Origin of the sequence: Eubacterium sp. LMAG:50, assembly GCF_008680265.1 — a bacterium.
Classification (GTDB): Bacteria; Bacillota; Clostridia; order Lachnospirales; family Lachnospiraceae; genus Eubacterium_U; species Eubacterium_U album.
Window position 1 is genome coordinate 21167 of sequence record NZ_NALP01000007.1, and the last position, 24882, is coordinate 46048.

Genomic DNA, 24882 nt, shown 5'->3' on the forward strand with positions numbered 1-24882 from the left:
AAAACAATCTTAATTTTAATATATTGTTTCATAAGAAATATATAACATTGCTGTCTTCATTAGATTTTTAATACAATATTATTTATTTTCTTCATTTTCTACATTTGCAAGAAATTCATTTAACTTTACTGTAAGCGCATCAGCATCAATGCCATGTACCATGCAAGCTTCTTCTAATGATTCTCCCTGAGATGCAGGACATCCTATACAATGCATTCCTTCATTTAATAAAATAGGAACTACTCCCATATTAATTTTTAAAATATCGCCGATAATCATATTCTTTGTAATCTGTGCCATGATAAGTTCTCCTTCTATCTATACAGTAGTAGTTTTTAAAGACCCTCTCCAAGGTCTTTCTGACAAACCAATTGTAATATTAACTCTTTTATAATTCAATACTTTCCATATATAATTGATATATTAAATGATATTTAACTAAATTCAATTCTATTTTTAGTATATAACCATTACATTTTTATAATTCACTAAATTAATATTAGTATGTTTCAGGTTCGTCGTATTCAACACCAAATGTCTCAACTGTGACCTTTTTCATCTTCTGTTCATTAACAGGTCTGTCCATCGCACCTGTCTTTGTTGTTGCTATTGCATCAACAACATCCATTCCTTCGATGATTTTTCCAAATGCAGCATACTGTCCATCCAAATGTGGTGCGGCTTCATGCATAATAAAGAACTGTGATCCTGCACTATCCGGATCCATTGCTCTAGCCATAGATAACACTCCCGGTGTATGCTTAAGGTCATTTGCAAAACCATTATAATTGAATTCACCCTGAATACTGTATCCCGGGCCACCCATTCCTGTTCCTTCAGGATCTCCACCCTGAATCATAAATCCTTCAATTACTCTATGAAAAATTATTCCATCATAGAAGCCTTTTTTTACAAGGCTGATAAAATTATTTACTGTATTAGGCGCAACTTCAGGATATAATTCAGCTTTCATTATATCTCCGTTCTCCATCTCGATTGTTACTATTGGATTCTTTTCTGCCATTGCTTTTCCTCCGTTCATATTTTGTTCATACTAAATTAAATATACTTTCACATTGAAAACATCATTTTTTCACGATTTAACTTTAGTATATATATTGTAAACAAAAACAGTTGTTACTGATTTTGTTACTCGTTTTTTCATATTTTTTCATAATTTTGAATATGCATCAGGCATATTCGTGAATCGGCTAAGGAGTCGATTCTCCTCCCTTTTTTTATTAGAATAAATTTACCCGAGAGAGATACAAGTATTTGTATCTCTCTTTGGTTTTTCAATACAAAACTTTATCACATTAACATAAATGTTGCAATCTTTAAGAATAATACAAGTGAAATAGCATCCACGATTGTTGTAATAAACGGACTAGCCATTACTGCCGGATCAAATCCCAACTGATTTGCTAATATTGGAAGCATACATCCAACTAACTTAGCACACATTACCGTAATACACAGTGTAATACACACAGTAATATTTACCATTATAGCTTCGTGAGTAATTCCTGTTCCTAAAGCATTCATAATTAAAACTCTTATAAAATTAACTACCGCTAATGTTAAGCCACACAAAACTGCAACTCTTATTTCTTTCCATATTACCCTGAAAATGTCTTTAAATTCCACTTCATTAAGTGAAATCGCACGAATAATTGTAACTGATGCCTGTCCACCTGAGTTTCCACCGGTATCCATTAACATAGGTATAAAAGCAACTAATCCTGTAATTCCTGCAAGTTTTGCTTCAAAACTGTCTATTATTGTACCTGTAATTGTAGCTGATATCATTAATATAAGAAGCCATGGAATTCTTGATTTAAATGTTTCAAATATTCCCGTTCTAAAATATGACTTGTCAGATGGTAAAATAGCTGCCATCTTTTCCATATCTTCTGTTGCCTCTTCTTCAATAATTTCCAAAATATCATCGACTGTAATAATACCAACGAGTCTGTTTTCACTATCTACTACAGGCATTGCCATAAAGTCATATTTTTGGAATTGTCTGGCTACAGTTTCCTGATCATCTAACGTACTTACAGTAATCACATTTTCATCCATTATATCGCTTACAATAGCATCAGGATTGCCAAGAAGCAAAGTTCTAAGTGTTACCGATCCTACCAAATGCCTTTGCAAATCAAGTACGTAACAGGTATTGATTGTCTCCTTATCAATTCCTATTTTTCTAATTCTTTCTAACGCCTGCTTTACAGTAATGTTTTCCTTCAAGTCAGCAAATTCGACTGTCATAATACTACCGGCAGAATCTTCCGGATATTTTAACAAATGATTTATATCATTTCGTGTTTCATCCGAAGCCAATGCCAAAATTCTTCTTACAACACTCGCCGGCATTTCTTCCATCAAATCGGCAGCATCATCAGCAAACATGTTTTCAATAATGTTTGTTGTTTCTTTATCTGTAAGGGAATTAATTATATACTGCTCAATTTCTACAGGAAGATGAGCAAATACATCTGCCGCTATATCTTTGGGGAGCAATCGGAATACCCTTATAAATTCCTGTGTTGGCAGTTCTTCCTGAAGTTCTTCTAATACTTCAGCTATATCCGCCTCATTCATGTCAGCAAACTCTTTTTTTACTAGTACATATTTCTTATCTTCAATTAGTTCAATTACTTTTTTCACTAATTCATCTAACTCGTCTAACATGATGCTCCTCCTTTCTATTCTATATATTATTAAATTTAATACTGAAATTAAGTATGGAAAATTTAATTTTGCTATCTGTATTTCTTATTAATATAAGATTATGAATATCAAAATTTAGTACTTTTCTTTTTTATTCATTTTTAGTATTTACACGCCACTTAATTCTACAACAATTGTTTGTTCATTTCAACTAAGAAAGGCTTTACACTCCCCTATTTTACAATAATTTTCTTCAAAATTTACTAAATATTTTTATATAATTTTAATGCACTAACACGTTAAATTGACAAATTCTTTTAATTTCTTTAATATGATGCAAGAACCACTATAGAATCGAGGTATTTAATGGAAAGAGAAAAATTTAAATCGAGACTTGGCTTCATCCTTATTTCTGCTGGATGCGCCATTGGAATTGGCAATGTGTGGCGCTTTCCTTACGTTGTAGGTAATAATGGAGGCGGATGTTTCGTACTATTTTACATTTTGTTTTTAGTAATTTTAGGCTTACCTATTCTTACTATGGAATTTTCTGTCGGGCGTGCAAGTCAGCAAAGCATTTCACGTTCATTTAAGGCATTGGAAAAGAAAGGGCAATATTGGCATCTTCATGGATATGTTGGAATGGCTGGAAATTATATTTTAATGATGTTTTACACTACTGTTGCCGGATGGATGTTACGATACTTTTTCGACATGGCAAAAGGTGATTTCACAAACGCTACTACAGCAGATGTGCAGGCTCATTTTTCTGATATGCTTAATGTTCCATCAGAAATGATTTTCTGGACTGTAATTGTTATTATCCTTGGTTTCCTTGTATGCTCTTTAGGCTTACAAAATGGTGTTGAAAAAATATCAAAAACAATGATGATTGCACTTTTAATAATTATGGTAGTTTTAGCCATTAACAGTATTTTCCTTGATGGATCTGATAAAGGATTATATTTTTATCTTGTTCCTGATTTTAATAGAATAAAAGAAATCGGATTGGTAAATGTAATTGTTGCTGCTATGAATCAGGCATTCTTTACACTTAGTATAGGAATGGGTTCTATGGCAATTTTTGGAAGTTATTTGGGCAAGGACCGCAGCCTATTAGGTGAATCAATAAACATTGTCGCTTTAGACACTTTTGTAGCAATTGTATCAGGACTTATTATTTTTCCATCATGCTTTGCATTTGGAGTTAACCCAGATCAGGGACCTAGTCTTATTTTTGTTACTTTACCTAATATATTTATTCAAATGCCCGGCGGAAGAATATGGGGAAGCTGCTTCTTTATATTTATGGCATTTGCCGCTTTTTCAACTGTAATTGCAGTATTTGAAAACATTATGTCCTCATGCATGGATTTATGGGGATGGTCCAGAAAGAAAACAGCTATTGTAAATACTATTGTTATTATATTAGCATCTCTTCCTTGTATTTTAGGATTTAACCTTCTATCAGGTTTTCATCCTTTAGGTGATGGAACTAGTGTTTTAGATTTAGAAGATTTTATGATTAGTAATTTAATTCTTCCAATTGGTTCCCTGATTTACACTTTATTCTGTACAAGCAAATATGGATGGGGATGGGATAATTACATTGCTGAGGTTAATTTAGGCTCAGGACTTAAGGTTCCAAATAAAATACGTATTTATTGTAAATGGATTTTACCTTTGATAACTTTAATAATTATTGTAAACGGATTAATTTCTGTTTTCTTCAAATAAGGCTGAAAGGCCCTGATATATTTATTGAAATTTACGCTCGCGCTGCTTGCCACTCAAATCAAAAGTGCACCGGAAGTTTTCATTCTTTCGGTGCACTTTCGCTATTTATCATATTTAGTTTTTGATTTTAGTAGAATAAAATATCTCCATATGAAGGTACCGGCCATACTTCTTTGTCTACAATCATTTCAAGTTCATCTACAGGTTTTCTAAGTTCTGCCATTGCTGCCATTACTTCTGACTTGTAGCTTTCTGCCTTTTCCTGATTGTCATCAATGCTCTGAGCCTTAGCTGTTGCCTTCTTTAAGTCTTCTAATCCTGCTTTAGCTTCATTTAACTTAGCTGTTACAGCATTTAATAATTCTATCTGAGTTGAAGCATCTGCTCCTGCCTCTTTTACTGCAATTGCTGTATCAGCAAGTTCTTTTGTATAGTATACAACTGATGGAATAAACATCTTGCTTGCCATATCAATCATAGTTAAAGCCTCGATATTTCTTACTCCTGCATACTGTTCAAACATGATTTCCTTACGAGCTTCAAGTTCTGCCTTAGACATAATATTGAATCTTTCATACATCTTAACTGTTGAATCAGCTACTAATGAAGGAATTGCATCTACGATAGACTTGCAGTTTGGAAGTCCTCTCTTTTCAGCTTCTACAGGCCATTCTGCTGAATAACCGTTTCCATTGAAGATAATTCTTTCATGTTCTCTCATAAGTTTTAGTGTATATTCTTCTACAGCTTTATCTAAATCTTCAGCACCTGTAAGAGCATCAATTGCATCTGCAAATGCTTCTGCCATCATTGCACTAAGTACTGTATTTGTATCACCAATTGAGTTTGATGAAGCAACCATTCTGAATTCGAATCTGTTACCTGTAAATGCAAATGGTGATGTTCTGTTTCTATCTGTAGGATCCTTTTCTAATACAGGAAGTTTGTTAATACCAAAATCAATTACACCTGAATGAAGGCTTGAAGTAGCTTTTCCAGTCTTAATAATCTGATCTACTACATCTCCAACCTGATCTCCTAAATAAATAGAAATGATTGCAGGTGGTGCTTCATTTGCTCCTAATCTGTGATCGTTACCTGTGTTAGAAGCGGCTGTTCTAAGCAATACTGCATGTTTGTCAACTGCTGACATAAGGCATGCAAGTACTAACTGGAATACTTTATTATTTTCAGGTTCTTTACCTGGTTTGAATAAGTTAATTCCGTCATCTGTTGTAAGCGACCAGTTGTTGTGTTTACCTGAGCCATTAATTCCATCAAATGGTTTTTCATGTAATAAACAAACTAATCCATACTTCTTAGCTGTCTTCTTTAATACGTTCATTACTAAGTAGTTATTATCTAATGCTACATTTGAAACTGAGAAAATAGGTGCAATTTCATGCTGACAAGGAGCAACTTCATTATGCTGTGTCTTTGCTGTGATTCCTAATTTCCATAACTGTTCATCAACGTCTGACATAAATTTCTTAACTTTTTCTCTAATATCACCAAAATACTGATCTGACATTTCCTGTCCTTTTGGAGGCATAGCACCGAAAAGTGTACGTCCTGAGAATTTAAGGTCAGGTCTCTGTTCATATAAATCTTCAGGAATTAAGAAATATTCCTGTTCAGGACCAACATATGAAAGAACTCTTCTTGATGTTGTATTTCCTAATAATCTTAAAAGTCTTATACCATATTTACTTACTGCATGCATTGCTTTAAGTAAAGGTGTCTTTGTATCAAGTGATTCACCTGTGTATGAGCAAAATGCTGTTGGGATGCAAAGTGTATCATCTTTTATGTAAGCAGGTGATGTAACATCCCATGCTGTATAACCTCTTGCTCCACATGTCTGTCTCAATCCACCTGATGGGAATGATGATGCATCAGGTTCTCCCATTAATAAATCTTTTCCTGTAAATGTATTATCGATCTTACCATCTGTTGGTAATGATGCGAAGGAATCATGTTTTTCAGCTCCTACTGAAATGATATATGGCTGGAATACATGTGTATAATGTGTAGCACCTTTTTCAACAGCCCATTCCTTCATAGCCTGTGCAACGATGTTTGCGATATCCATTGTGATATCTCCACCTTCGTGCATAATTTTCTTAATTTCATTGTAAGTTGCTTCAGGTAAACGATTCTTCATTACTGATTCATCGAATACATTCTGTCCAAATACTTCTGATACATTAACTCCCATAGTGTCTGTTCCTTTCTATACTTAACTATTTTTCATTCCGCTAATTTAAAAAGGCATTTACTCTGTCCACTCTATATGTCTTTAGCCTTGTAATAAAAAAAGGCTTTTCTCCAAATAATTCTTTGAAGAACGCCCTTGTTCTTAATCTCATTTAGCGGTGAGGTTTCCCTCGTCGATATATAAGTTACACTATTTCTTAATAAAAATCAATACCATTCCCTAAAATCCCTTATTTTTTTAAGTATTACTTAATAAAATTAAGTTAGTTTACACTAATCCACTACTTCTTCCCCTCTGTACATACATACAACCATTCTGTTACCATTGTTATCCACACAAGTAGAACATATCAAAATCTTGTCTGATACACCTGGCATTTTACTGTCATACTTGAAATTACTCTTGTCATAAGTCTTCTTAATCCATTTAGCAAACTCATCATCATCTTTAAAGCCAAACTTATATATATCTTCATTATCTGCCTTAGTTCTAAATGACGAAAATACGTGATAAATATAATGACGATGTCCCACATAAACATCAAATGTCTGATTTTTCTTGCAAAAATCTTCTTTTGAAAATTTCATTAAGTCGTGAAACATTGAACCATCCATCATGTTGTGTCCATACACAACACTCATTCTGGCATCAAGTCCTCCACAACGTGAATCCATAAAAATAGCTCCACCACCATTTGCCACTTTATCTGAACCTTTTACCAAGTAATAATCGTTATCACTATGCTGAACTATAGGGTACTGAATTCTTGTGCCATCAAGTTTAATATATCCTTTTGACTCATCATTATATTTTAACATTGCATCATAGTCCCATACCCATTTGGTTATTGTTCCCTGGTATTCTGCACTACTAGCTGTCTGAGCTGTATCTGACGTATCTGCCGTCTGTTCTGTACTCTGTATCTGATTAAACATTTCATCAACTGCACTATATTTTTCCTGAGCTGCTGTATAATCCAAATATGAATCCATCAATTCATATGATGCATATCCAAATGCTATACCGGCAACGGTAAATGCTATTACCCTCACTATGTTATATGCAATTCCTGATATTTTGTTTTTCTTATTTTCAGTATTTTCTTTCTTTTCAGTATTTTCTTTCTTTTCAGTATTTTCTTTCTTTTCAGAATCAAATCCTATCCTTAATTCATCATCTATTTTATTATCTCTTATTTTGATATTATTTTCTATTTTATTATCTACAAATTCTTTTCTATTCATACAATAAAATACTCTTTTAAATCCTAAATACTATTAAAGGCTCCCGCTTCAAGCAGGAGCCCATTGTTACTAATATTATGTGCTTCCTAAAAATATATTTCAGGATGCCCGGTATGTTATATGCCTATTCAAAAGCCTTTCCAACTGAACCGAATAATTCCATTTTTTCTTTTACTGTTGCTCTAATAGCTTCTGCACCTGGAGCAAGTAACTTACGAGGATCAAATCCTTTTCCTTCTAAGTCCTTTCCTGCTTCGATATACTTTCTTGTTGCATCAGCAAATGATAACTGACATTCTGTATTAACGTTAATCTTAGATACACCAAGATCAATTGCTTTCTTAATCATATCTGCTGGGATACCTGTACCACCATGAAGAACTAATGGCATAATTCCTGTCTTCTGCTGAATTGCATCAAGAGTTTCAAAACTAAGTCCTTCCCAGTTTTCAGGATATTTTCCATGAATGTTACCGATACCTGCTGCAAGCATATCTACACCAAGATCAGCTACTGCCTTACATTCATCAGGGTCAGCACATTCGCCTCTTCCGATAACTCCATCTTCTTCACCGCCAATTGAACCAACTTCTGCTTCAATTGACATATCCATATTATGAGCTACTGCTACTAATTCTTTTGTCTTAGCAATGTTCTCTTCAATTGGATAATGTGAACCATCGAACATAATAGATGTAAATCCTGCCTTAATACATTTATAACATCCTTCGTATGTTCCGTGATCTAAGTGAAGAGCTACAGGAACTGTAATTCCTAATTCTTCATCCATAGCCTTAACCATAGCAGCTACTGTCTTAAATCCTGTCATGTACTTTCCTGCACCTTCAGATACACCTAAAATAACAGGGCTCTTTAATTCTTCTGCTGTTAAAAGAATTGACTTTGTCCATTCAAGATTGTTGATGTTGAACTGTCCTACAGCATAATGACCTGCTTTTGCTTTTTCTAACATTTCTTTTGCTGAAACTAACATATTGTACCTCCGTATGTTTTATATTTATAGAGATTTTTTCTAACCGTGTTTATTATACCCCATTTTCAGAGTATTGCAAACATATTTCTTATTTAAAACCATTAGTTTTACTAATTTTACCCTGTGTTTTTTCTTATTTTACGGTAATTGATTTTATTTTACTCCATTTTCCAAATACTTTTTTGTTTTTTGAATCCAATTTATAGCCTCTTACCTTAACATAATATGTCTTACCTGATTTCAAAAATGGAATAGTAATATTTTTTGAAGTTGTTGAAGTAACTTTTCCTTTTTTCAACTTTTTGTTTGTTCCATATTTTATCTGGTAACCCTTTGGACTATCTGCTTTTTTTCCTTTTATACTATATTTAGCATAAATAGTGCCTTTCTTTTTATTAACTAATTTTGTTAATTTAGGCTGCTTTACAGTTACCTTTGTCCATTTAGCTACTATAGTTGTATTCTGCCTTACTCTGTACTTTTCTGTTATTTCTTTTCCGTCACTTGTGTACCAGCCGTTGAATGTATATCTTTTTTTTGTTAAAACAGGCAAATCAAGTGTTTCTCCGTCATATGCATTAACATTTGACACAGTCTTCTTTCCATCTTTCATGGTTATCTGATATGTAGGAACCTGATTCTGTTCTGTCCATTTTGCCGAATTGGTTCCATTATCACTTGTTCTCTGATATGCTCTGACATAATCTACTTCCATTGTTGCCGGAAGTGTTCCTGCATCAGGTGCTACTCCCGGAAGATTTCCTCCAACTGCCATATTCAATAAGAAGTAATATGATTTCATTCCTTCGTCTTTTTTATCTGCTGTTGAAATATTTACTTTATAAAATTCAACATCATCTACAAAATAATGTATATATTCATTGTCCCATTCAACTGCATAAATGTGCCACTGCGTTTTGTCATACCAGTTATATCTTGAATATGAAGCATTCAACTGACCGGAAACATATTTGTTATCATATGGACTGTCATCTCCAACTCCTGCATTCCAATGGAAAGCTCCCTGTGCAAAGCTAATTGTATTCCACGCTTCCAAAATATCAATTTCTCCACACCATGGCCATCCTTTCTGATTAACTCCAAGCATCCAAAATGCCGGCCATACACCTTTTAATGATGGAAGTTTTATTCTTGCTTCCATTCTGCCATACTGAAAATCCTGTTTTCCAGCTGTTGTTATTCTACCTGATGTATAAGAATATGTAACTTTAGAATTTTTTGGATCAACTGTTTTTTCTTCAATTGCTGTTATTTTCAATGTTCCGTCTGAAACACTTACATTCTTTTCACTATCTGTATAATATTCTAATTCATTGTTTCCCCAGCCTGGATTTTTTCCGTCTGTTCCACTATTTCCAATATTATAATTCCAGTTATTCATATTAAGTGATGTTCCATTAAATTCATCACTCCATACAAGCTTATATGCTGTATTCTTTTTTTCTGCTGCATGAACATTTTTTACATTTGCCACCGGCATGCATGTAACAACCATCGCTATTGCTAGAGTTGTACCTATTACTTTGTTCATTAATTTTCTCATAATGTTCTCCTACTTTTAAATTGTACTTCTATGTTTTTATTTTGCTCTTAGCATATTTTTTATTATAGAACATATCAAAAGATTATTTTACTTTTCTTACTTTACTCCATTTTCCATATACTTTAGTACCATTCACTACTTTATAAGCTCTGACTCTAACATAATATTTCTTATTTGACTTTATTTTTTTGACAATTACAGTTGTTTTCTTTGTATTTATAGTTTTTACTTTTTTAAATTTAACATTCTGTGCCACATTCAACTGATAACCTGAAACTTTAGCTATCTTTTTAATTTTGATGACAGCTTTTCCTTTCTTCTTTACGGCTGACTTTATAACAGCTTTTTTTACTGAAGGCATAGTAGTTATATTATTATCTCTATTATTATCTCTATTATTATCTCTATTATTATCTGTAATATCCTGTTCAACCTTATGTGGTACTGACCATTTTGCAGTCAACTCAATACTGCCTCTAACTCTCATAGTGTTAATTGCTTTCTGATTATCACTTGTATACCAGCCTTCAAAACCATTTTCTCCGGCATATACACTTGGGATTTCAAGAGTTTCACCATCATAACATGTAAATGTACTCATTACTTTATTTTCATCTTTAAATGTAACTGTATGTACAGGCACCTCGCCTTGTTCAGTCCATGTAGCTGTATTTCCACCCTGATCGCTTGTTTTCTGATAAGCTCTTACATAATCCACCTCCATTGTCGCAGGTAAAGTGTTATATGTAGGAGTTGTTCCCGGAAGATTTCCACCTACTGCCACATTTAAAAGGAAATAATAATACTTAGATGCTTCATCCTTTTTATCTGCACTTGTAACATCAACTGAAAAATATAATGTATCATCTACAAAATAATTTATTTTCTTATCATTCCATTCAACTGCATAAATATGCCACTGTGTTTTATCGTACCAATTATATGCTGTATACCTTGCATTAAGCTGTCTTGCAATATAATTTGGACTATATGAATTATCTTCTCCTCCTGTATTCCAATGAAAAGCTCCCTGTGCGAAATTATCTGTATTCCATGCTTCTAAAATATCAATTTCCCCACACCATGGCCATCCTTTCTGATCAACTCCAAGCATCCAGAATGCCGGCCACACACCTTTTAATGATGGAAGTTTTATTCTTGCTTCCATACGTCCATATTTAAAAGTCTGTTTTCCTGCTGTCTTGATTCTTCCTGATGTATAATTATATCTATTAAATTTCTGTTCTAATGCTGTAATCTTTAATGTTCCATCAGATACATAGACATTATCTGTTCTGTTTGTGTAATACTCTTTTTCATTATTTCCCCAACCTGCATTTGATCCTCCATTTCCTAAATCATATGTCCAGTTGTCTGTATTAAGAGCTGTCCCATTAAATTCATCACTCCATACGAGTTTGTAATCACTTCCTGCAGTGTCTGCTTTAACCTCTGTTGTATTAAACTGAACTGCTGCACTAGTTAATACCATTGTAAATGCTAATGTTCCAGTTAATAATTTTTCTTTAAACCCTTTCATTCTTTATTTTCTCCTTTTCCTAATTTTATATTGTATGCTATCTGTAAATTTCATCAATTCATAAACAGCCATTATACCAATTTAAATATACCACATAAAATTTGTCATAAAAAGTATTCACTTTAAATTAAAAGTACTCTTTTTTTAGTTTTTCTAAAAACGTTTTTACTTTTTCCTTCTTTTTAATTATTTTGCCTTATTTTATCAAACATTTTATACACGTTATATTTTGAATTTTTATCAAAAAAATGAATAAGTTTTTTTATTTTAAACTTACCCATTTTCTCATTTTATAAAATTTTTTTATTATATTTTTTTAACTTTAATTGTCAAATTTATTAGGGAATAAATGTGATATGTCAAGGTAATCAGGTATGCCTCTCTGATATTTAACAACCGGCTCCCCTAAAATTAAAGGATATGCATAATCAATAAATTCCTGTGTAACATTATTTCCACGTTCATTTATCCATTCTCTTGGTACATGTTTTACAAGTCCTGCTACATTTTCAACAGGTGTCTCACCCATATCTATTGAATAAGGCTCATTATTTTTTCTAATAGACGTAACCATTATTCCTGTCTTTCCTTCAATTGCACATTTAACTGCATGTCTTCCTAATCTAAATGCTTCACCTATATCTGTAATTGATGACATATGAGCTGCACTTCTTTGTAAAATATTTATTTCAACTGAACGAACTTTAACCTGAATATTTTCTTTTATAATATATTCAAGACATTTCCCTGTTCCACTTAACTGACTGTGTCCAAATGTATCTTCAACAGCATTTGTCGCACTTATATAATTTCCATCTGCATCTTTTATTCCTTCTGAAACAGCAACTACAACGTTATTATATTTATCCATAGCAGCCTTTACATCTTCAATAAATTCATCTTTATTAAAAGCTACTTCCGGCAAATAAATAAGATGCGGTGCATCATTATATGTGTTTCTTGCCAATGCAGCTGCTCCTGTAAGCCACCCTGCATCTCTTCCCATAATTTCCACAATAGTAACACTATTAATTGGATATATGCTTGTATCATGACCTATTTCAAGTAATGTTGATGCAATATATTTAGCTGCTGAACCATATCCCGGAGTATGGTCTGTTACGCATAAGTCATTATCGATTGTCTTAGGAATTCCAATTATCTTAATATCACTTCCTATTGCTAATGCATATTTGCTTAATTTATCAACTGTATCCATAGAATCGTTTCCACCAATATAGAAAAATGCATCTATTTCATATTCGTCAAATTTTTTAAAGATATACGCATATGGTGTATCATCCTCTTTATAATCAGGCAACTGATAACGACATGATCCTAAATACATTGAAGGTGATTTTTTTAATAATTCTATAAACATAGGAGTTGTCTCAACTTTATGTGTCAAATCCATAAGTCTTGAATTTAAAAGTCCCTGAACTCCATTAATTGAACCATATACTTTATAAAATTCTTTACTATCAATAGCTCCCTGTATAACTCCTGCAAGACTTGCATTTATTGCTACTGTTGGTCCGCCCGACTGGGCAACTAAACAATTTCTCATAATTTCCTCCTAAAAAGTCAAACTATTTCTAGTATAAACGAATTTGTGACAAAAAACTATATCTATGTTCAGAACTTTTTATTTTTATTTGCATAAAATACTAATGTAAACATTAGAAAGATGGTGTATAAATGAGCTGCACAAATTGTAATATGCATTCTAACCAAATACCTCCCTGCAGATGTGGCAATCAGACACGAATGAACAATATGTACCGTGGTCGCAATCAAATGCATGGAAATATGAATCAGCCTTGTTCTTTATGCAAAAATGCCGGTCCGGATAAAAAAGGCGATAAGCATGATAAAGAAATGAATTCATGCCCTTGTCATAAAGATGGTTGTGACATAGGAACTGAGCATATTGATAAGATGAATCCGGCTATGGCATTTGTTCCATGGCAAAAATGGGGTGAACTTTTCGATATGTGTGATGCATTTGAATGCGGAACCATATTTAAAGATTTAAATAAACCATGGAGGGGTAGAAATGAAGAATAATGCAAATCGTTTAAAACTTATGAAAATAATTAATCAGGCAAGTTTTGCAATGGATGACGTAAAATTATTTTTAGATACTCATCCCAGTTGCTCTGAAGCGATTGAATATTATAAGAAAGTTAAAAAAATAAGAATGGATGCCGTAGATGAATATACAAGGGAATTTGGTCCCATTACATCCTACGACGTTGATGTTAAGGATTATTGGAATTGGAACGATTCCCCTTTACCATGGGAAGGAGGTAATTGCTAATGTATAGTTATGAAAAAAGACTTCAGTACCCGGTAAATATAAAATGTAGAAACCCCAAAATTGCACAGGTAATAATATCTCAGTATGGTGGAGGGTATTGCAATAACGTATGACGGTTTTTATATAGAAGAAAGTGGTGATTTTTTCAGAAATTCAAGGAAATAATCTTTGATTTTAAAAGGCTTATAAAAAAATAAAGAACATAAAATCTATTTGATTTTATGTTCTTTATTTTTAATATAGTACTTACTGTAACAATACCATCAGAAATTTAAAAAATTGTTGTTCCTCCAACCTTCATAGTAATGTCCTCCTTGAAATATATCTCCTACTAATATTATAATATTATTCTCACTATAAATTGTCAACTTTTTTTCTATTCTACTACATTTCCTCTATTTGTCATATTTCTTGCTTTTTCAATAATTTCTTTTTTCGCTTGATATTTTCTTTCATTCCATAATTTGTAAACACCAATAATATTAGAATAAAAATGTACATCGGCAGTTTCATTTGATTGTGCTATATTATAATACATCATCCTTACAATCTCTATATACGTTTGATGTAATGATTGATAAACTACAGTTTCATCTGCTGTATTATGTTCAAAGTGCATAGCAAAAAACTCTAAATTATTAAGAAGTTTATTTTTTACTTCAACCGCAAAGCTTGTCATTATATTTTTTTTATTTATCAATACACTTTTTTCCCCATCTTTTTTTTCCACTCTCACGAAATTTAAATTTAATCCAAACATATTATTGGCATTCAGTATTGAATTTAGCATTTTATCACTTTCCTGAATATCTTTTAATTTATTTTGAATTTCAACAGACACAATTTCATCACATTCAGTTTTATCAAATTCTTTCATTTTCTTGTAATCAATCTTATCTAACAATTCGCTTATTCCTGTCGTTCCATATACAAAATGTAATATTTCATATAAATTAAGTATGTTGTCTTTGTAATATTCGGCTAAATCTACAGACTTTTGAATGGTTATCAATTTAAGTTGTCTATTTTCAGCTTTCTTTGATAAATAATATTGCCATACCGCTATAACAACACCACTAACTACAAAAATAGATGATATTATCTGTGATATGTAATATGTTTTTTCCAATTTGTCACTTAAAGTTAAATGCTTACCAACAACCATGCTTATTATTAGTATTATAATGTACGCCCCAATTATTATTGTCGCAATTGTTTTCTTACTATTTATTAATTTTTTCAAATCTTTCCTCCAATACTTTTTCTTTCTATATTATCTCATTTTTCTACAACATACAACAAAAATAAGGGAGCACCGAAGTGCTCCCCATTAGTCAGTCTCTGTTCACTTATTCGCCAATTGCCTTTTTAAATTTCTTCCATACTTTTTCGTTCATCATCGGAGCCGGGCAATGTTTTCCGTTAACGTCAAAATGACGTATAACTGTATGTGCATTAGGACAGTATTTGCGAATGTATTTGATTAATCGCTTAACTGCTGCTGCCTGCTCTTTCGTATAAGGTTCTGCTTCTGTACATCCACATAATTCAATTGAGACTGAATTGTAATTTGTACATTTGCTGTAATACTTTCCACCGCCTGTAGCTTTGCAGTCGGCGTATTTAGCCCCGCCTACTGCCCATGCTGTTCTGTTCATTGGAATACTTCTGGCTGTGTTTCCTAACTTATCTACGAAGAAATGTGCTCCGGCAAGTCTTGTGTTTCCTGTAGCGTAATAATCAGCATTGTTTTTTGCCGTATCGTTGCTATTTCCAGTGTAATGAATAACTATGTATTTTACATCTTTTCTGTTTCTTTTGGTCGGTGAATAGCTGATTGATTTAGCCATTCTCTTGTACATCTTCATATCTTATTCCTCACTTTCTTCATCATTTTCATTGTCAAAATGTATTTTTTCTTCTGTCTGACTTTTAATATTTTTCACTAATGGCAGTAAGAATGCTGGTATTGCCACTCCTATATCTACTATATTCTCCAGAATACTAATAAGTTCGTTGCAGGTAATCCAAATTGCGACTATGCAGCTTATCAGGAATGTAAATGGTAATGTGATTCCTGCTGTCTGAGATGCATATAAGATAAGCTGGTCAATGATTGCTCCGACGACTACTAAAAGCCACATTGATACCTTCTTTGCAATTCCCCTGAAGCTCTTGTACGAGCTTATTGTTCCGTCTTCTCTGTACTTTGCCGCCATTAATCCTGTAGTGTAGTCAATAATGTTGCAAAGTACCATTAATAATGTTGGAATGTAAAGCACCCCTAAGAACGAGGACAATGTGCTTCCTGCTGCTGTGATAATTTCTTTAATGTGTTTCATGTATTTGCTCCTTCTCTACTTATTTTTGATAATAAAATAAGTGCAGATGTCAGAGTTAATTAAGCTCTAACAGCTACACTTTTATAGTAATAAAAAAAGACCTTGTGGTCCTGCTCTGATTTGTTTCATATGATTAGTCCAATTTAATATACAAACTTCTAGGTGTAAACATTAAGCGTTCCTGTAATGATACTTTAGGTGTAATAAGACCTCTGCTTGGGAACAATATGGAATCGTCATATACTCCAATGCTTCCATATAAATTATTGAAATATATGTTATTTCCATCAGAATCTGTTAACGGTTTTAAATTACTATTTAATAACTGAATTTTATGAAGTTCTAATTTATCATCTTCGTTATTGTAATTTCCTGAATATCTAGGATTTCCTAGTGGAAGTGCATAGTTATCATTTATATCATCCGTTATATTGTAAACACATGTATATTTATTCGGACTATTATATATTCCACTATCATTTCCGCCAACATATCCATATGCGTAGAATTTATTATCTGTCGCTTTTGCTATTCCACCTATTAAACAATTGCTCGTTGAATTTGAGCATTTAATTATAATGCAAATACTATCTTCCATACATAGGATTGACATACTTTTATATGCAGTAGTATTCCAACTGTTTTCATCACTCAACTTTCCTGCAAAATAAGTTGGGTTAAGAATGTTTTGTTTATTAGAAGATAAAGAATCTCCAAAAGATATTTCTCTTTCTCCCCACTTACTACTAGTTGCAATTCGTATATATTTTGTAGAAAATTTGTTTATTCTAAATATCATACTTCCTATAAAATTTGTGGTTGTATCAGAAACATATACTACTTCTGCATCCTCACCATAAAATTCTTCTAATGCATTTTTTAATTTTGAATAAACACTATTATCTGTAACCTTCACATATTTATAATTCATATATTATTCCTCACTTTCTTCTAATTTATCCTCTACTACAGTCTCGTCAGTATCATTTATAACGATTGTTTCCGTTTTAAAATTAGTTTCCAATTTAACTTCATAACTGTCCTCCACTATTTCTACTTCAAATCCGTTACCACCTAGTTTTTTAATCCTATCAGCAAAATCAATTGCTTTTATTTTATTAGTGCTCTTTTCTGCGTATCTGATAGCATCTGCTATGTTTTTTAGGAATTTTGTTAGTATCATTAATAGTCACCTCCTAAAGCATTTTCAACTATCAAATCTGTCACTCCATTAATTCCATCTTCATCGTTATAAAGACTATAGTTAACTATAGTCTTATGACCTGAGCCTGGATATGCTACATAATATTTTAATTCACTAATTAGTGAAACATCATATTCTTTATCTGAAATTACATTAGTTTCTACGGCTTCTAAATTTGTTATCCAGATACTACATATACCTTCTGCAGGTAAAGTAACTTCAATAAAATCACCTATAACAACTTTTGCAAACTTTATATATTTAAAATTACTTACATCAATAGAATACATTGTAGACGGTCTTTCTCTAGTTGTCTCTGCAAATACAATTCCGTTATGGTCAATCCCTAGGTTTCTACACATTTCAGAATAATGTAAATTCATTTCCTGCGCCACATTGTTGATGCTCTTAATCTGGCTTAAAGCTGTGCTATTAATGGCACTAATCTGACTTGTAGCTGTATTATTAATACTCTCAATCTGTGTAGATGTTTTATCCTCAATAATTCCTATCTGATGTGTAACTGTGGCATTTATGTTATTCAACTGTTGATTTGTTACATTTGTAATGTTACTAATCTGACTTGATGCTACTGTATTAATACCTTTTGTTTGCGATTCTCCTGCGGCTGCCGCAGAACTGTTTATAGCTTTAATCTGTGATACTGCTGTGGTATTTATGTTCTCTAGCTGTTGATTTGTAGTATCTGCCAAATCCGTAAGCTTTGCATTCGTCACCTCTGTTATTTGTGTTGTTGCCTGCTCTGTCCTGGTGTCTATCTGCTTTAGACATTCTTCGTTTACCTTTACTTTGTCATTTGCTTCTGCTACAAGTTTTTCTGCGTTTTCAAGCTTTTCTTCAACATATTTTCTAAACGGCTTTTCCTGTTCAGGTTCAATGTAATCTGCCGGCTTTGTTCTTGCCTTAACAGGAATAATAACAGTCTTGATTGTTGTTTCACTATCTGAGTTAATTATTTTCAAATATGCCAAGATTTTCTTATTTTCCTGCAATAAAATATCAGGTATTTCTACCTGACTATCGTTTATTGCTTTATTTATTGTTGTATCGCTATTGCCATTTGAAAACTGTACCTCTGTTCCATCTTCTATTGGGTCTGCTATCTTAAGAATCTGCCCCTTGTCATATTGATACAGCTGTTCAATCTGCGTCAGGGTTGATGGTCCAAATTCCACCTCATGTATGTTATTGTACATATCTGCCTCCTTTCTATACGTCATAGCCGGATATAAACTTTCCGTTAACAAAAAGAATGTTGGCTCTTCTTCCTCCACCACTACCTGCTACATAGTTACCTGATGTTGCCGGATTTGTCTTTAAATTTCTTGTGAGTAACAGATTAAATCCACCTTGTCGAACTATCTCGAAAGCTGTATCTGGGTAAGCTGCCCAATCAGCGTTAATTGCAGCTATTGGAATATAACCATCTGGTGCATTGATAGTTGCCGGGCTTTCAGTCACAACCGCTGATACACAGCAGAACATCTTTCCAAATATATCCGATACATTTTCAATCTGTGCAGTGCCGTGTACAATTAAGTCACCACCAACACCTAAATTCTCTCCTACATTTGCATAACTCTTAGTCTCTAAAGAACCGTCTATAACTGCATAACTCCCAATATTCAAAAAACCGTCTATAACTGCATATCCTTTAGCAAACAGATTACCATCTCCATTCACTTCAAACATGTGATCATATGTACTGCCACTTATAAGTTTCTGTATACAAAATCCTGCCCATTTTTCTCCTGGAGTAGGTGGTTGCATGTATACACCATAAGTTCCCACATCTGACGTTACTTCCTGTGAAAAAGTTGAATCGCTAATATTCCAACCGCCTACTTTTCCGCGATTAGCCATTAATCCATCGTTTGACATCATTCCAACTAAATTACCTGACGAATCTGTGACCTTTAAAACACCATTGCCGTTCTTTTCTCCACCAAGATTAAGAGTACCACCCTTTGCCCAGTCGAAATTGATACCTATAGTTGAAAGTACTTTTGTAATTACATTGCCGTCTTTTCCAAGTCCTGCATTAAATGTCTTTCCGCCATCAGTCGAAACTGCTATTGCATTTGCTGTCATTTTCCATATTGTTGTTGATTCTTTCAATGTTTTTTTATCATGCAGATAGAAAATAGTTGAACCATCCTTCTGTTTTTCCTCTGTCTTATATATACCAAACGAACCCATCATCAAATCCGTCAATCTCTGCATTTCGTTATTGTAATCATTAATCAAATGTTGATTATTCTGATTTGCCTTTGATACTATCTTGTCAGATATTGAAAAACGCTGGTATTGATTTTCTGTTTCAGTTTCAGCGCCTAAAGATAGCTCCTGATTACCACAAAGTGTAAAAGTACAGTTTGTAATAAAACTTTCAAATGACCTTCCTTTTCTGTCAGTTACTTTAATACTGTCCCCTGCTTCTATTGTAGGGTCAGATAAACACGATAAACCGTAAACCCTTATTGTTGTTCCTACCACGGAACTTTTAAGTATATTCATTACTTTATTTGCCATGTCCTCTGTCTGAATCAAGGGATTGTCTTCCATAGTTAGAACATATCCTTCTGTTCCGACAAATGCAGTCTTGTTTTCTTCTGTCTGCTCAGTTTCTCCTTCCTTAACAGTTGTAACTGTATATCCAAATCTCGCACCTGTTATTGTCATTGACGAACGATTCTTCGTTAATGAAGACTGTTCTGTTATTTCATAAGGAGAATTTGATTTTTCATACCATGCAAATTTTAATTTCTGATCTGCTGATATGTATGCATACTTTCCCAGAATTTTCCCACAATAGCTTACAATGTCCCTGAATGTAAGTGAATCTGTAGCCGGTCTTGAATTAACTATATAATTTGCTCCGGTTCCTATTGTAGTTGTGTCTAATGTAATTCCACAATGTGTACACGCTTCCTGAAGTATTTCCCTGATGGTTGCAGGATATGCCAAAGTACTTTCTGCATATGGTAAATCAAGAAATAATATCTTATCATAAGCCTCAATAACTATTGTGTCTCCTGAATCCTGGGCACTGTTAATGTAAAATATTCCCTTTGTTACATATTCAAAGCTGTCTTCTACTAAAAGACCTATCTTTGTTGATATTCTTGCATCTGTCAGGTCCACATCTTCAAATCTTTCATCCGTGTTATCGATTGTCAGCGATAATTTAGCCGCCACAACACTTCCTACATCAAATGTACTGTCAGATGATGTAGCCGAATTAATGGAATATGCCAAAACATCTGACATAATTAATGGTATTTCCGTATCATCTTTAAGAATAATTTTATCCTGCAGGTCAAATATTCTATCTTCCTTTATTGCTTCTTTATATGCTTCTGTTACATTAATCATTTAATTTCCTCTTTACTGTTGAATCAAGTCTACTGTTGCCGATTTGTAATAAAAAACTCCATCCGACAATCTTCCTAAAACTTCTTTAGTTAATGTTCCTCTGTATGTCTTAATAGTTATCAAGCCACCATCATCTCTGAACGTAACCGGGAAAAATCCTCTTGTTAGATTTTTCTTAATTTTTAAGTATTCATTTTCTGTTAAAATTCCCCATGTTATGCTTACTGTCTTTTTTTCTGCAACTACATCACCTGTCATTTTTCCGTTTAATGTTCTGCCTGTATCTGCCGTCCATATCAATTCATCTGCTATTGACAAGCTGACAGGCGCAGGAAGTTCAACACTTCCTGCCTTTAATACTGCTTCTGCCATATCCATTACTCCTATACTATCGTCACACTATTAAAACGTCTGTCTAATGCTGCTTTCTTTGCTTTTTCAAGTCTTGCCAATTGTTCGCCATCGATATTAAATCCAACACTTGAAAAAGCTGCTATAATTCTGATTACTGCTCTGTCCATTATTCTTGCTAATTCATCTTTTGTGATTCCGTTACCGCCAGCTTTACTTACTGCCTCATCTACCATAGCCTGTAATTTGTTTTCAGGTGCAACAACTTCTCCCTGATGTCTGTTATCACCAATCATTGCAAGCTGTGGAGTGTTCTTTTTAACAAAACCACCTTGTGCAAGTTTTGGTGTAAGTTTAGGTATTTGAGGTACTGATATTGGATTTTCACTCCATAGACTTTCAAATGGTTTTACGTTACCTATTCCAACGCCTCTGATTTTATTAAGCATGCCATTTATAGAATTAAACGGCATTTTAATAATCTTATTTATTCCATCTATTAATCCATTAACTACTGTCTTAAACGTATCAGCTATACCTTCCTTTATTCCGGTAAATATCTTTCCACCTGTACTGAATACATCCTTAACTGCTGTCCACGCAGCACTAAACTTTGAGCTAAACCAATCAACTACATTGCTAAAGCAACCTTTAATTGCTCCCCATACATCTTCTTTAAAGAATGATTTTACATTTGCAAACGCACTTTTGACTTTATCATATGCTCCTGTAAACTTCTCACTGAAGAATGTTCCAACATTAACGAAAACTGTTTTAACTGCGTCATATTTAGTCTGAAACCAACTACCCATTCCTTTAAATGTTGTTGATATAGCTGACCATGCTACCTTAAATGGCCCGCTTATGACTGTTCCAACTGTTGCAAGTATTCCTTTTAATGCTGTAAAGAAACCACTAAAGATTCCCTTTATTCCATCCCATGCCTTTTTCCAATCACCTGAGAATACTCCTGTAATAAAGTCTACTACTCCCTTTGCAGTTGTAGTTATTCCATTAATTACAGTTTGAATACTTTCTATATAAGTCTTAACTATTCCTACTATAGTTTGTAATATAGGGTCTATTTTTTCTTTTAATTTTGAAAATGCATCAGGTAATGTTGTAGTTAAAAATTCCTTAATTGCATCAAAGCACACAAAGAAGGCACTTTTAATACCTTTCCAAATTTTATCAACAGCTTTCTTAAACCAATCGCACTTGTTATACAGCAATACAAATGCTGCAATTAATGCTGTAACTGCAACTACTATTAAAGCCAAAGGATTTGCATTCATAACAATATTTAATGCCTTTTGTGCTAATGCGGCTGCTTTTTGCGCTACTGTTAATGCAATAGTTTTTGCAGTACTTGCGGCCTTCACTATTGCATCTTTTGCATATAGCGCAACAATCTTGGCTGTTTCGATATTGTCCTTTATCTTTGCAACGGTACACGCTGATATAGCTTTCTTCATTTTTTCCAAAATTGACACTATACCACCTGCATTTACAATAAATTCGCCGAATTTTATTGCTTTCCATGCTGCCATAAATCCTGCTACGGCAACTGTTGCTGTCCTGATTGTTCCCGGATGTTTTTCACACCAATCCGAGAATTTATTTAGTACTCCATTAATTCCATCCCATATTGTGGTGAATGCACCAGCTGTCCAACTTGCAATTTTAGTTAATACGTTATCCCATAGCCATTTAAACAATGGTTTTAATGCTTCAATTACTGCATTAAGTATGTTTATTGCATTTTTAAGGGTTTCTAAAAATCTTGGGACTACTTCATTAGCTGTCCATGTACCTAATGGAACTAATACATTTTTCCAAAACCAAAGTAAACCCTCACCTACATTAATGGCAAATGGAGTTAGTGCTTTCCATAAATTATTTAAGGATTTTTCTATTTTTCCATAATTTATATTGTTTAATCCATCATTTAATGCTGATATAAATTCAGGTAATCCTTTGCCTAATGTCCATTTGGCAACTGGAACTAAAAAATTAGTATAAAAGCCTTTAAGTGCATTCCAACTAAAACCAGCCAATTTAGACAAACCTTCATTGTACAGTTTTTTTAATGCTTCTGTTGTTGGTGCCAGTTCTTTTTGCATGTCCTTGAAAATCTTTGCAAATTTCTTTGAATATCCATCTAGTTCTGTCTCGCCTTTATTAAGACTTCCATAGTCAACTTGACTACCGGCTACTGAACTACCATTACTTCCATTGCTTCCTGATGATGAATCATCTGATGTTGGTTCAGTTAATTTATTTATCTTGTCAAAGCCTGCAAGTGATTTTTCAACTTTTTTTGCCGTCTTTGTAGCAGTATCTCCTATTGATTTCACATTACTGTTTGCATCAGAAGCGGCTGCAGAAGCATTTTCCATTCCTGTTGCTATTCCAGTTGTGGATTTTTCTGCATTCTTGTTACCTGTAATTAAGTCTGTAAATGCTTTAAATGCACTTGCAAGCGTTGCCAATTTGCCTAAAAGTACATTAACTGCCTTAATAACCGGAGTAAACACATTAATTAACCCCTGACCTAAACTTGCTTTCAGACTGTCAAACTGCAATGCTAATAATCTTGTTTGATTTGCCCAACTGTCTGATGTTCTGGCGAAATCGCCTGTAGCATTTGATAACTGTTGTTGAACAAATGCATATCTTAACGCAACTTTTTCCTGCTCATTCATCTTTGCAGTTGTTTTTCCATAACCATTAGCAAGAGCATACTGATCTAACGCTGTTTGTGTCATTACTACACCTAAATCTTTTAAAGATTCAGTTTCACCTGTAAATACAGATTTTATTTTTGTATATGCTTCATCCTGACTAATGTTATAAAATGATGCCACATCACCGGCTAATCCTGTTAATGTGGTACTCATATTAGCTGCTTCTTTTTCTGTAAATCCAAACGCTGATGCCATCGAGCCAAATGTACCGGCATATCTCTTGGCCATAGTTTCTGATAATCCAAATTGAGCTGCTGCACTTTTAGCGAATTTATCAATTGTACTACTCATATTTGGGAATGCTACATCGACTACGTTCTGAACTTCTGCTAAATCACTACCTAATTCCAGGCATTCTTTTCCAAAGTTAACTATTCCTTTAACAGCAAAGGCAGAAGCTATAACTGCCCCTGCCTTTTTTGCAACTGATTTTATTCCGTTTAACTGTGACTGAAATTGATTCTGATTAATAACTAAATCAAGTCCAATCTGACCTACACTTTCAGCCATATTCTCTCTCCTTTCTAAAGCAGGCACGCTCTCCTACTC

Annotated in this window: 21 protein-coding genes and 1 pseudogene; 4 read left to right on the forward strand and 18 right to left on the reverse strand. The window is 33.4% G+C overall.

The features are described from left to right. Nucleotides 1-78 precede the first annotated feature (78 nt). The 3 genes from CCC31_RS05380 to mgtE all read right to left on the reverse strand — a co-directional run bounded on the left by CCC31_RS05380 (nt 79) and on the right by mgtE (nt 2697). Nucleotides 79-300, reverse strand: a complete 222-nt coding sequence (locus tag CCC31_RS05380) for a DUF1858 domain-containing protein (RefSeq protein ID WP_022088604.1) — start codon at nt 298-300, stop codon at nt 79-81. A gap of 199 nt (nt 301-499) precedes the next feature. Further along, the gene (locus CCC31_RS05385; protein ID WP_022088605.1) at nt 500-1024 is read right to left on the reverse strand and encodes a peptidylprolyl isomerase; all 525 of its coding nucleotides are present in this window, start codon (nt 1022-1024) and stop codon (nt 500-502) included. 287 nt (nt 1025-1311) lie between these two features. Beyond that, on the reverse strand, nt 1312-2697 hold the full coding sequence (mgtE, locus tag CCC31_RS05390) for a magnesium transporter (protein ID WP_022088606.1): 1386 nt from the start codon (nt 2695-2697) through the stop codon (nt 1312-1314). A gap of 345 nt (nt 2698-3042) precedes the next feature. Here mgtE and CCC31_RS05395 point away from each other — a divergent pair, with 345 nt between their 5' ends. Beyond that, complete coding sequence (locus CCC31_RS05395; RefSeq protein ID WP_022088607.1) at nt 3043-4413, forward strand: sodium-dependent transporter; 1371 nt, start codon at nt 3043-3045, stop codon at nt 4411-4413. A gap of 127 nt (nt 4414-4540) precedes the next feature. Here CCC31_RS05395 and CCC31_RS05400 read toward each other — a convergent pair whose 3' ends face one another. The 6 genes from CCC31_RS05400 to CCC31_RS05425 form a co-directional block, all read right to left on the reverse strand. Next, a complete protein-coding gene (locus tag CCC31_RS05400; protein WP_022088608.1) occupies nt 4541-6631 on the reverse strand; it encodes a glutamine synthetase III in 2091 nt (696 codons plus the stop codon). A gap of 272 nt (nt 6632-6903) precedes the next feature. Further along, nucleotides 6904-7875, reverse strand: coding sequence for a class B sortase (locus tag CCC31_RS05405; protein ID WP_117908506.1), 972 nt, complete (start codon nt 7873-7875; stop codon nt 6904-6906). Nucleotides 7876-7999: 124 nt separating this feature from the next. Next, on the reverse strand, nt 8000-8869 hold the full coding sequence (fba, locus tag CCC31_RS05410) for a class II fructose-1,6-bisphosphate aldolase (protein WP_022088610.1): 870 nt from the start codon (nt 8867-8869) through the stop codon (nt 8000-8002). A gap of 133 nt (nt 8870-9002) precedes the next feature. Beyond that, nucleotides 9003-10433, reverse strand: a complete 1431-nt coding sequence (locus CCC31_RS05415) for a family 16 glycosylhydrolase (RefSeq protein WP_022088611.1) — start codon at nt 10431-10433, stop codon at nt 9003-9005. 82 nt (nt 10434-10515) lie between these two features. Further along, nucleotides 10516-11973, reverse strand: a complete 1458-nt coding sequence (locus CCC31_RS05420; protein WP_290850103.1) for a glycoside hydrolase family 16 protein — start codon at nt 11971-11973, stop codon at nt 10516-10518. A 322-nt stretch (nt 11974-12295) separates the two neighbouring features. Then, nucleotides 12296-13540 carry a 6-phosphofructokinase gene (locus tag CCC31_RS05425; RefSeq protein WP_117908502.1) on the reverse strand — a complete coding sequence of 415 codons (1245 nt, stop codon included), beginning with the start codon at nt 13538-13540 and terminating at the stop codon, nt 12296-12298. A gap of 200 nt (nt 13541-13740) precedes the next feature. Here CCC31_RS05425 and CCC31_RS05430 point away from each other — a divergent pair, with 200 nt between their 5' ends. The 3 genes and pseudogenes from CCC31_RS05430 to CCC31_RS05440 form a co-directional block, all read left to right on the forward strand. After that, nucleotides 13741-14040 carry a spore coat associated protein CotJA gene (locus tag CCC31_RS05430; RefSeq protein ID WP_290850106.1) on the forward strand — a complete coding sequence of 100 codons (300 nt, stop codon included), beginning with the start codon at nt 13741-13743 and terminating at the stop codon, nt 14038-14040. Then, a complete protein-coding gene (locus CCC31_RS05435) occupies nt 14030-14293 on the forward strand; it encodes a spore coat protein CotJB (protein ID WP_260978366.1) in 264 nt (87 codons plus the stop codon). Before CCC31_RS05430 ends, CCC31_RS05435 begins: the two co-directional genes overlap by 11 nt. After that, nucleotides 14293-14385: pseudogene (locus tag CCC31_RS05440) on the forward strand (Mn-containing catalase); the annotation flags it as partial. The gene CCC31_RS05435 and the pseudogene CCC31_RS05440, both read left to right, overlap by 1 nt. A 284-nt stretch (nt 14386-14669) precedes the next feature. Here the strand turns inward: CCC31_RS05440 and CCC31_RS05445 are convergent. From CCC31_RS05445 to CCC31_RS05485, 9 genes are all read right to left on the reverse strand, one after another. Beyond that, a complete protein-coding gene (locus CCC31_RS05445) occupies nt 14670-15536 on the reverse strand; it encodes a hypothetical protein (protein WP_290850108.1) in 867 nt (288 codons plus the stop codon). Between the two features lie 106 nt (nt 15537-15642). Further along, nucleotides 15643-16161, reverse strand: coding sequence for a peptidoglycan recognition family protein (locus tag CCC31_RS05450; protein WP_290850110.1), 519 nt, complete (start codon nt 16159-16161; stop codon nt 15643-15645). 3 nt (nt 16162-16164) lie between these two features. Then, entirely contained in the window at nt 16165-16635 is a 471-nt protein-coding gene (locus CCC31_RS05455) for a phage holin family protein (RefSeq protein WP_290850112.1), read from the reverse strand. Nucleotides 16636-16768: 133 nt separating this feature from the next. Next, nucleotides 16769-17566: a hypothetical protein gene (locus tag CCC31_RS05460; protein WP_290850114.1), complete on the reverse strand. Its 798-nt coding sequence runs from the start codon at nt 17564-17566 to the stop codon at nt 16769-16771. A 3-nt stretch (nt 17567-17569) separates the two neighbouring features. Then, nucleotides 17570-17818 (reverse strand): hypothetical protein, encoded by a 249-nt coding sequence (locus tag CCC31_RS05465; protein ID WP_290850118.1) that lies wholly within the window; start codon nt 17816-17818, stop codon nt 17570-17572. Continuing rightward, nucleotides 17818-19056 carry a hypothetical protein gene (locus tag CCC31_RS05470; RefSeq protein ID WP_290850120.1) on the reverse strand — a complete coding sequence of 413 codons (1239 nt, stop codon included), beginning with the start codon at nt 19054-19056 and terminating at the stop codon, nt 17818-17820. Before CCC31_RS05470 ends, CCC31_RS05465 begins: the two co-directional genes overlap by 1 nt. A gap of 13 nt (nt 19057-19069) precedes the next feature. Continuing rightward, nucleotides 19070-21235: a hypothetical protein gene (locus tag CCC31_RS05475; RefSeq protein WP_290850122.1), complete on the reverse strand. Its 2166-nt coding sequence runs from the start codon at nt 21233-21235 to the stop codon at nt 19070-19072. A gap of 12 nt (nt 21236-21247) precedes the next feature. After that, complete coding sequence (locus tag CCC31_RS05480; protein ID WP_290850124.1) at nt 21248-21607, reverse strand: hypothetical protein; 360 nt, start codon at nt 21605-21607, stop codon at nt 21248-21250. Between the two features lie 11 nt (nt 21608-21618). After that, nucleotides 21619-24843: a hypothetical protein gene (locus tag CCC31_RS05485; protein WP_290850126.1), complete on the reverse strand. Its 3225-nt coding sequence runs from the start codon at nt 24841-24843 to the stop codon at nt 21619-21621. Nucleotides 24844-24882 lie beyond the last annotated feature (39 nt).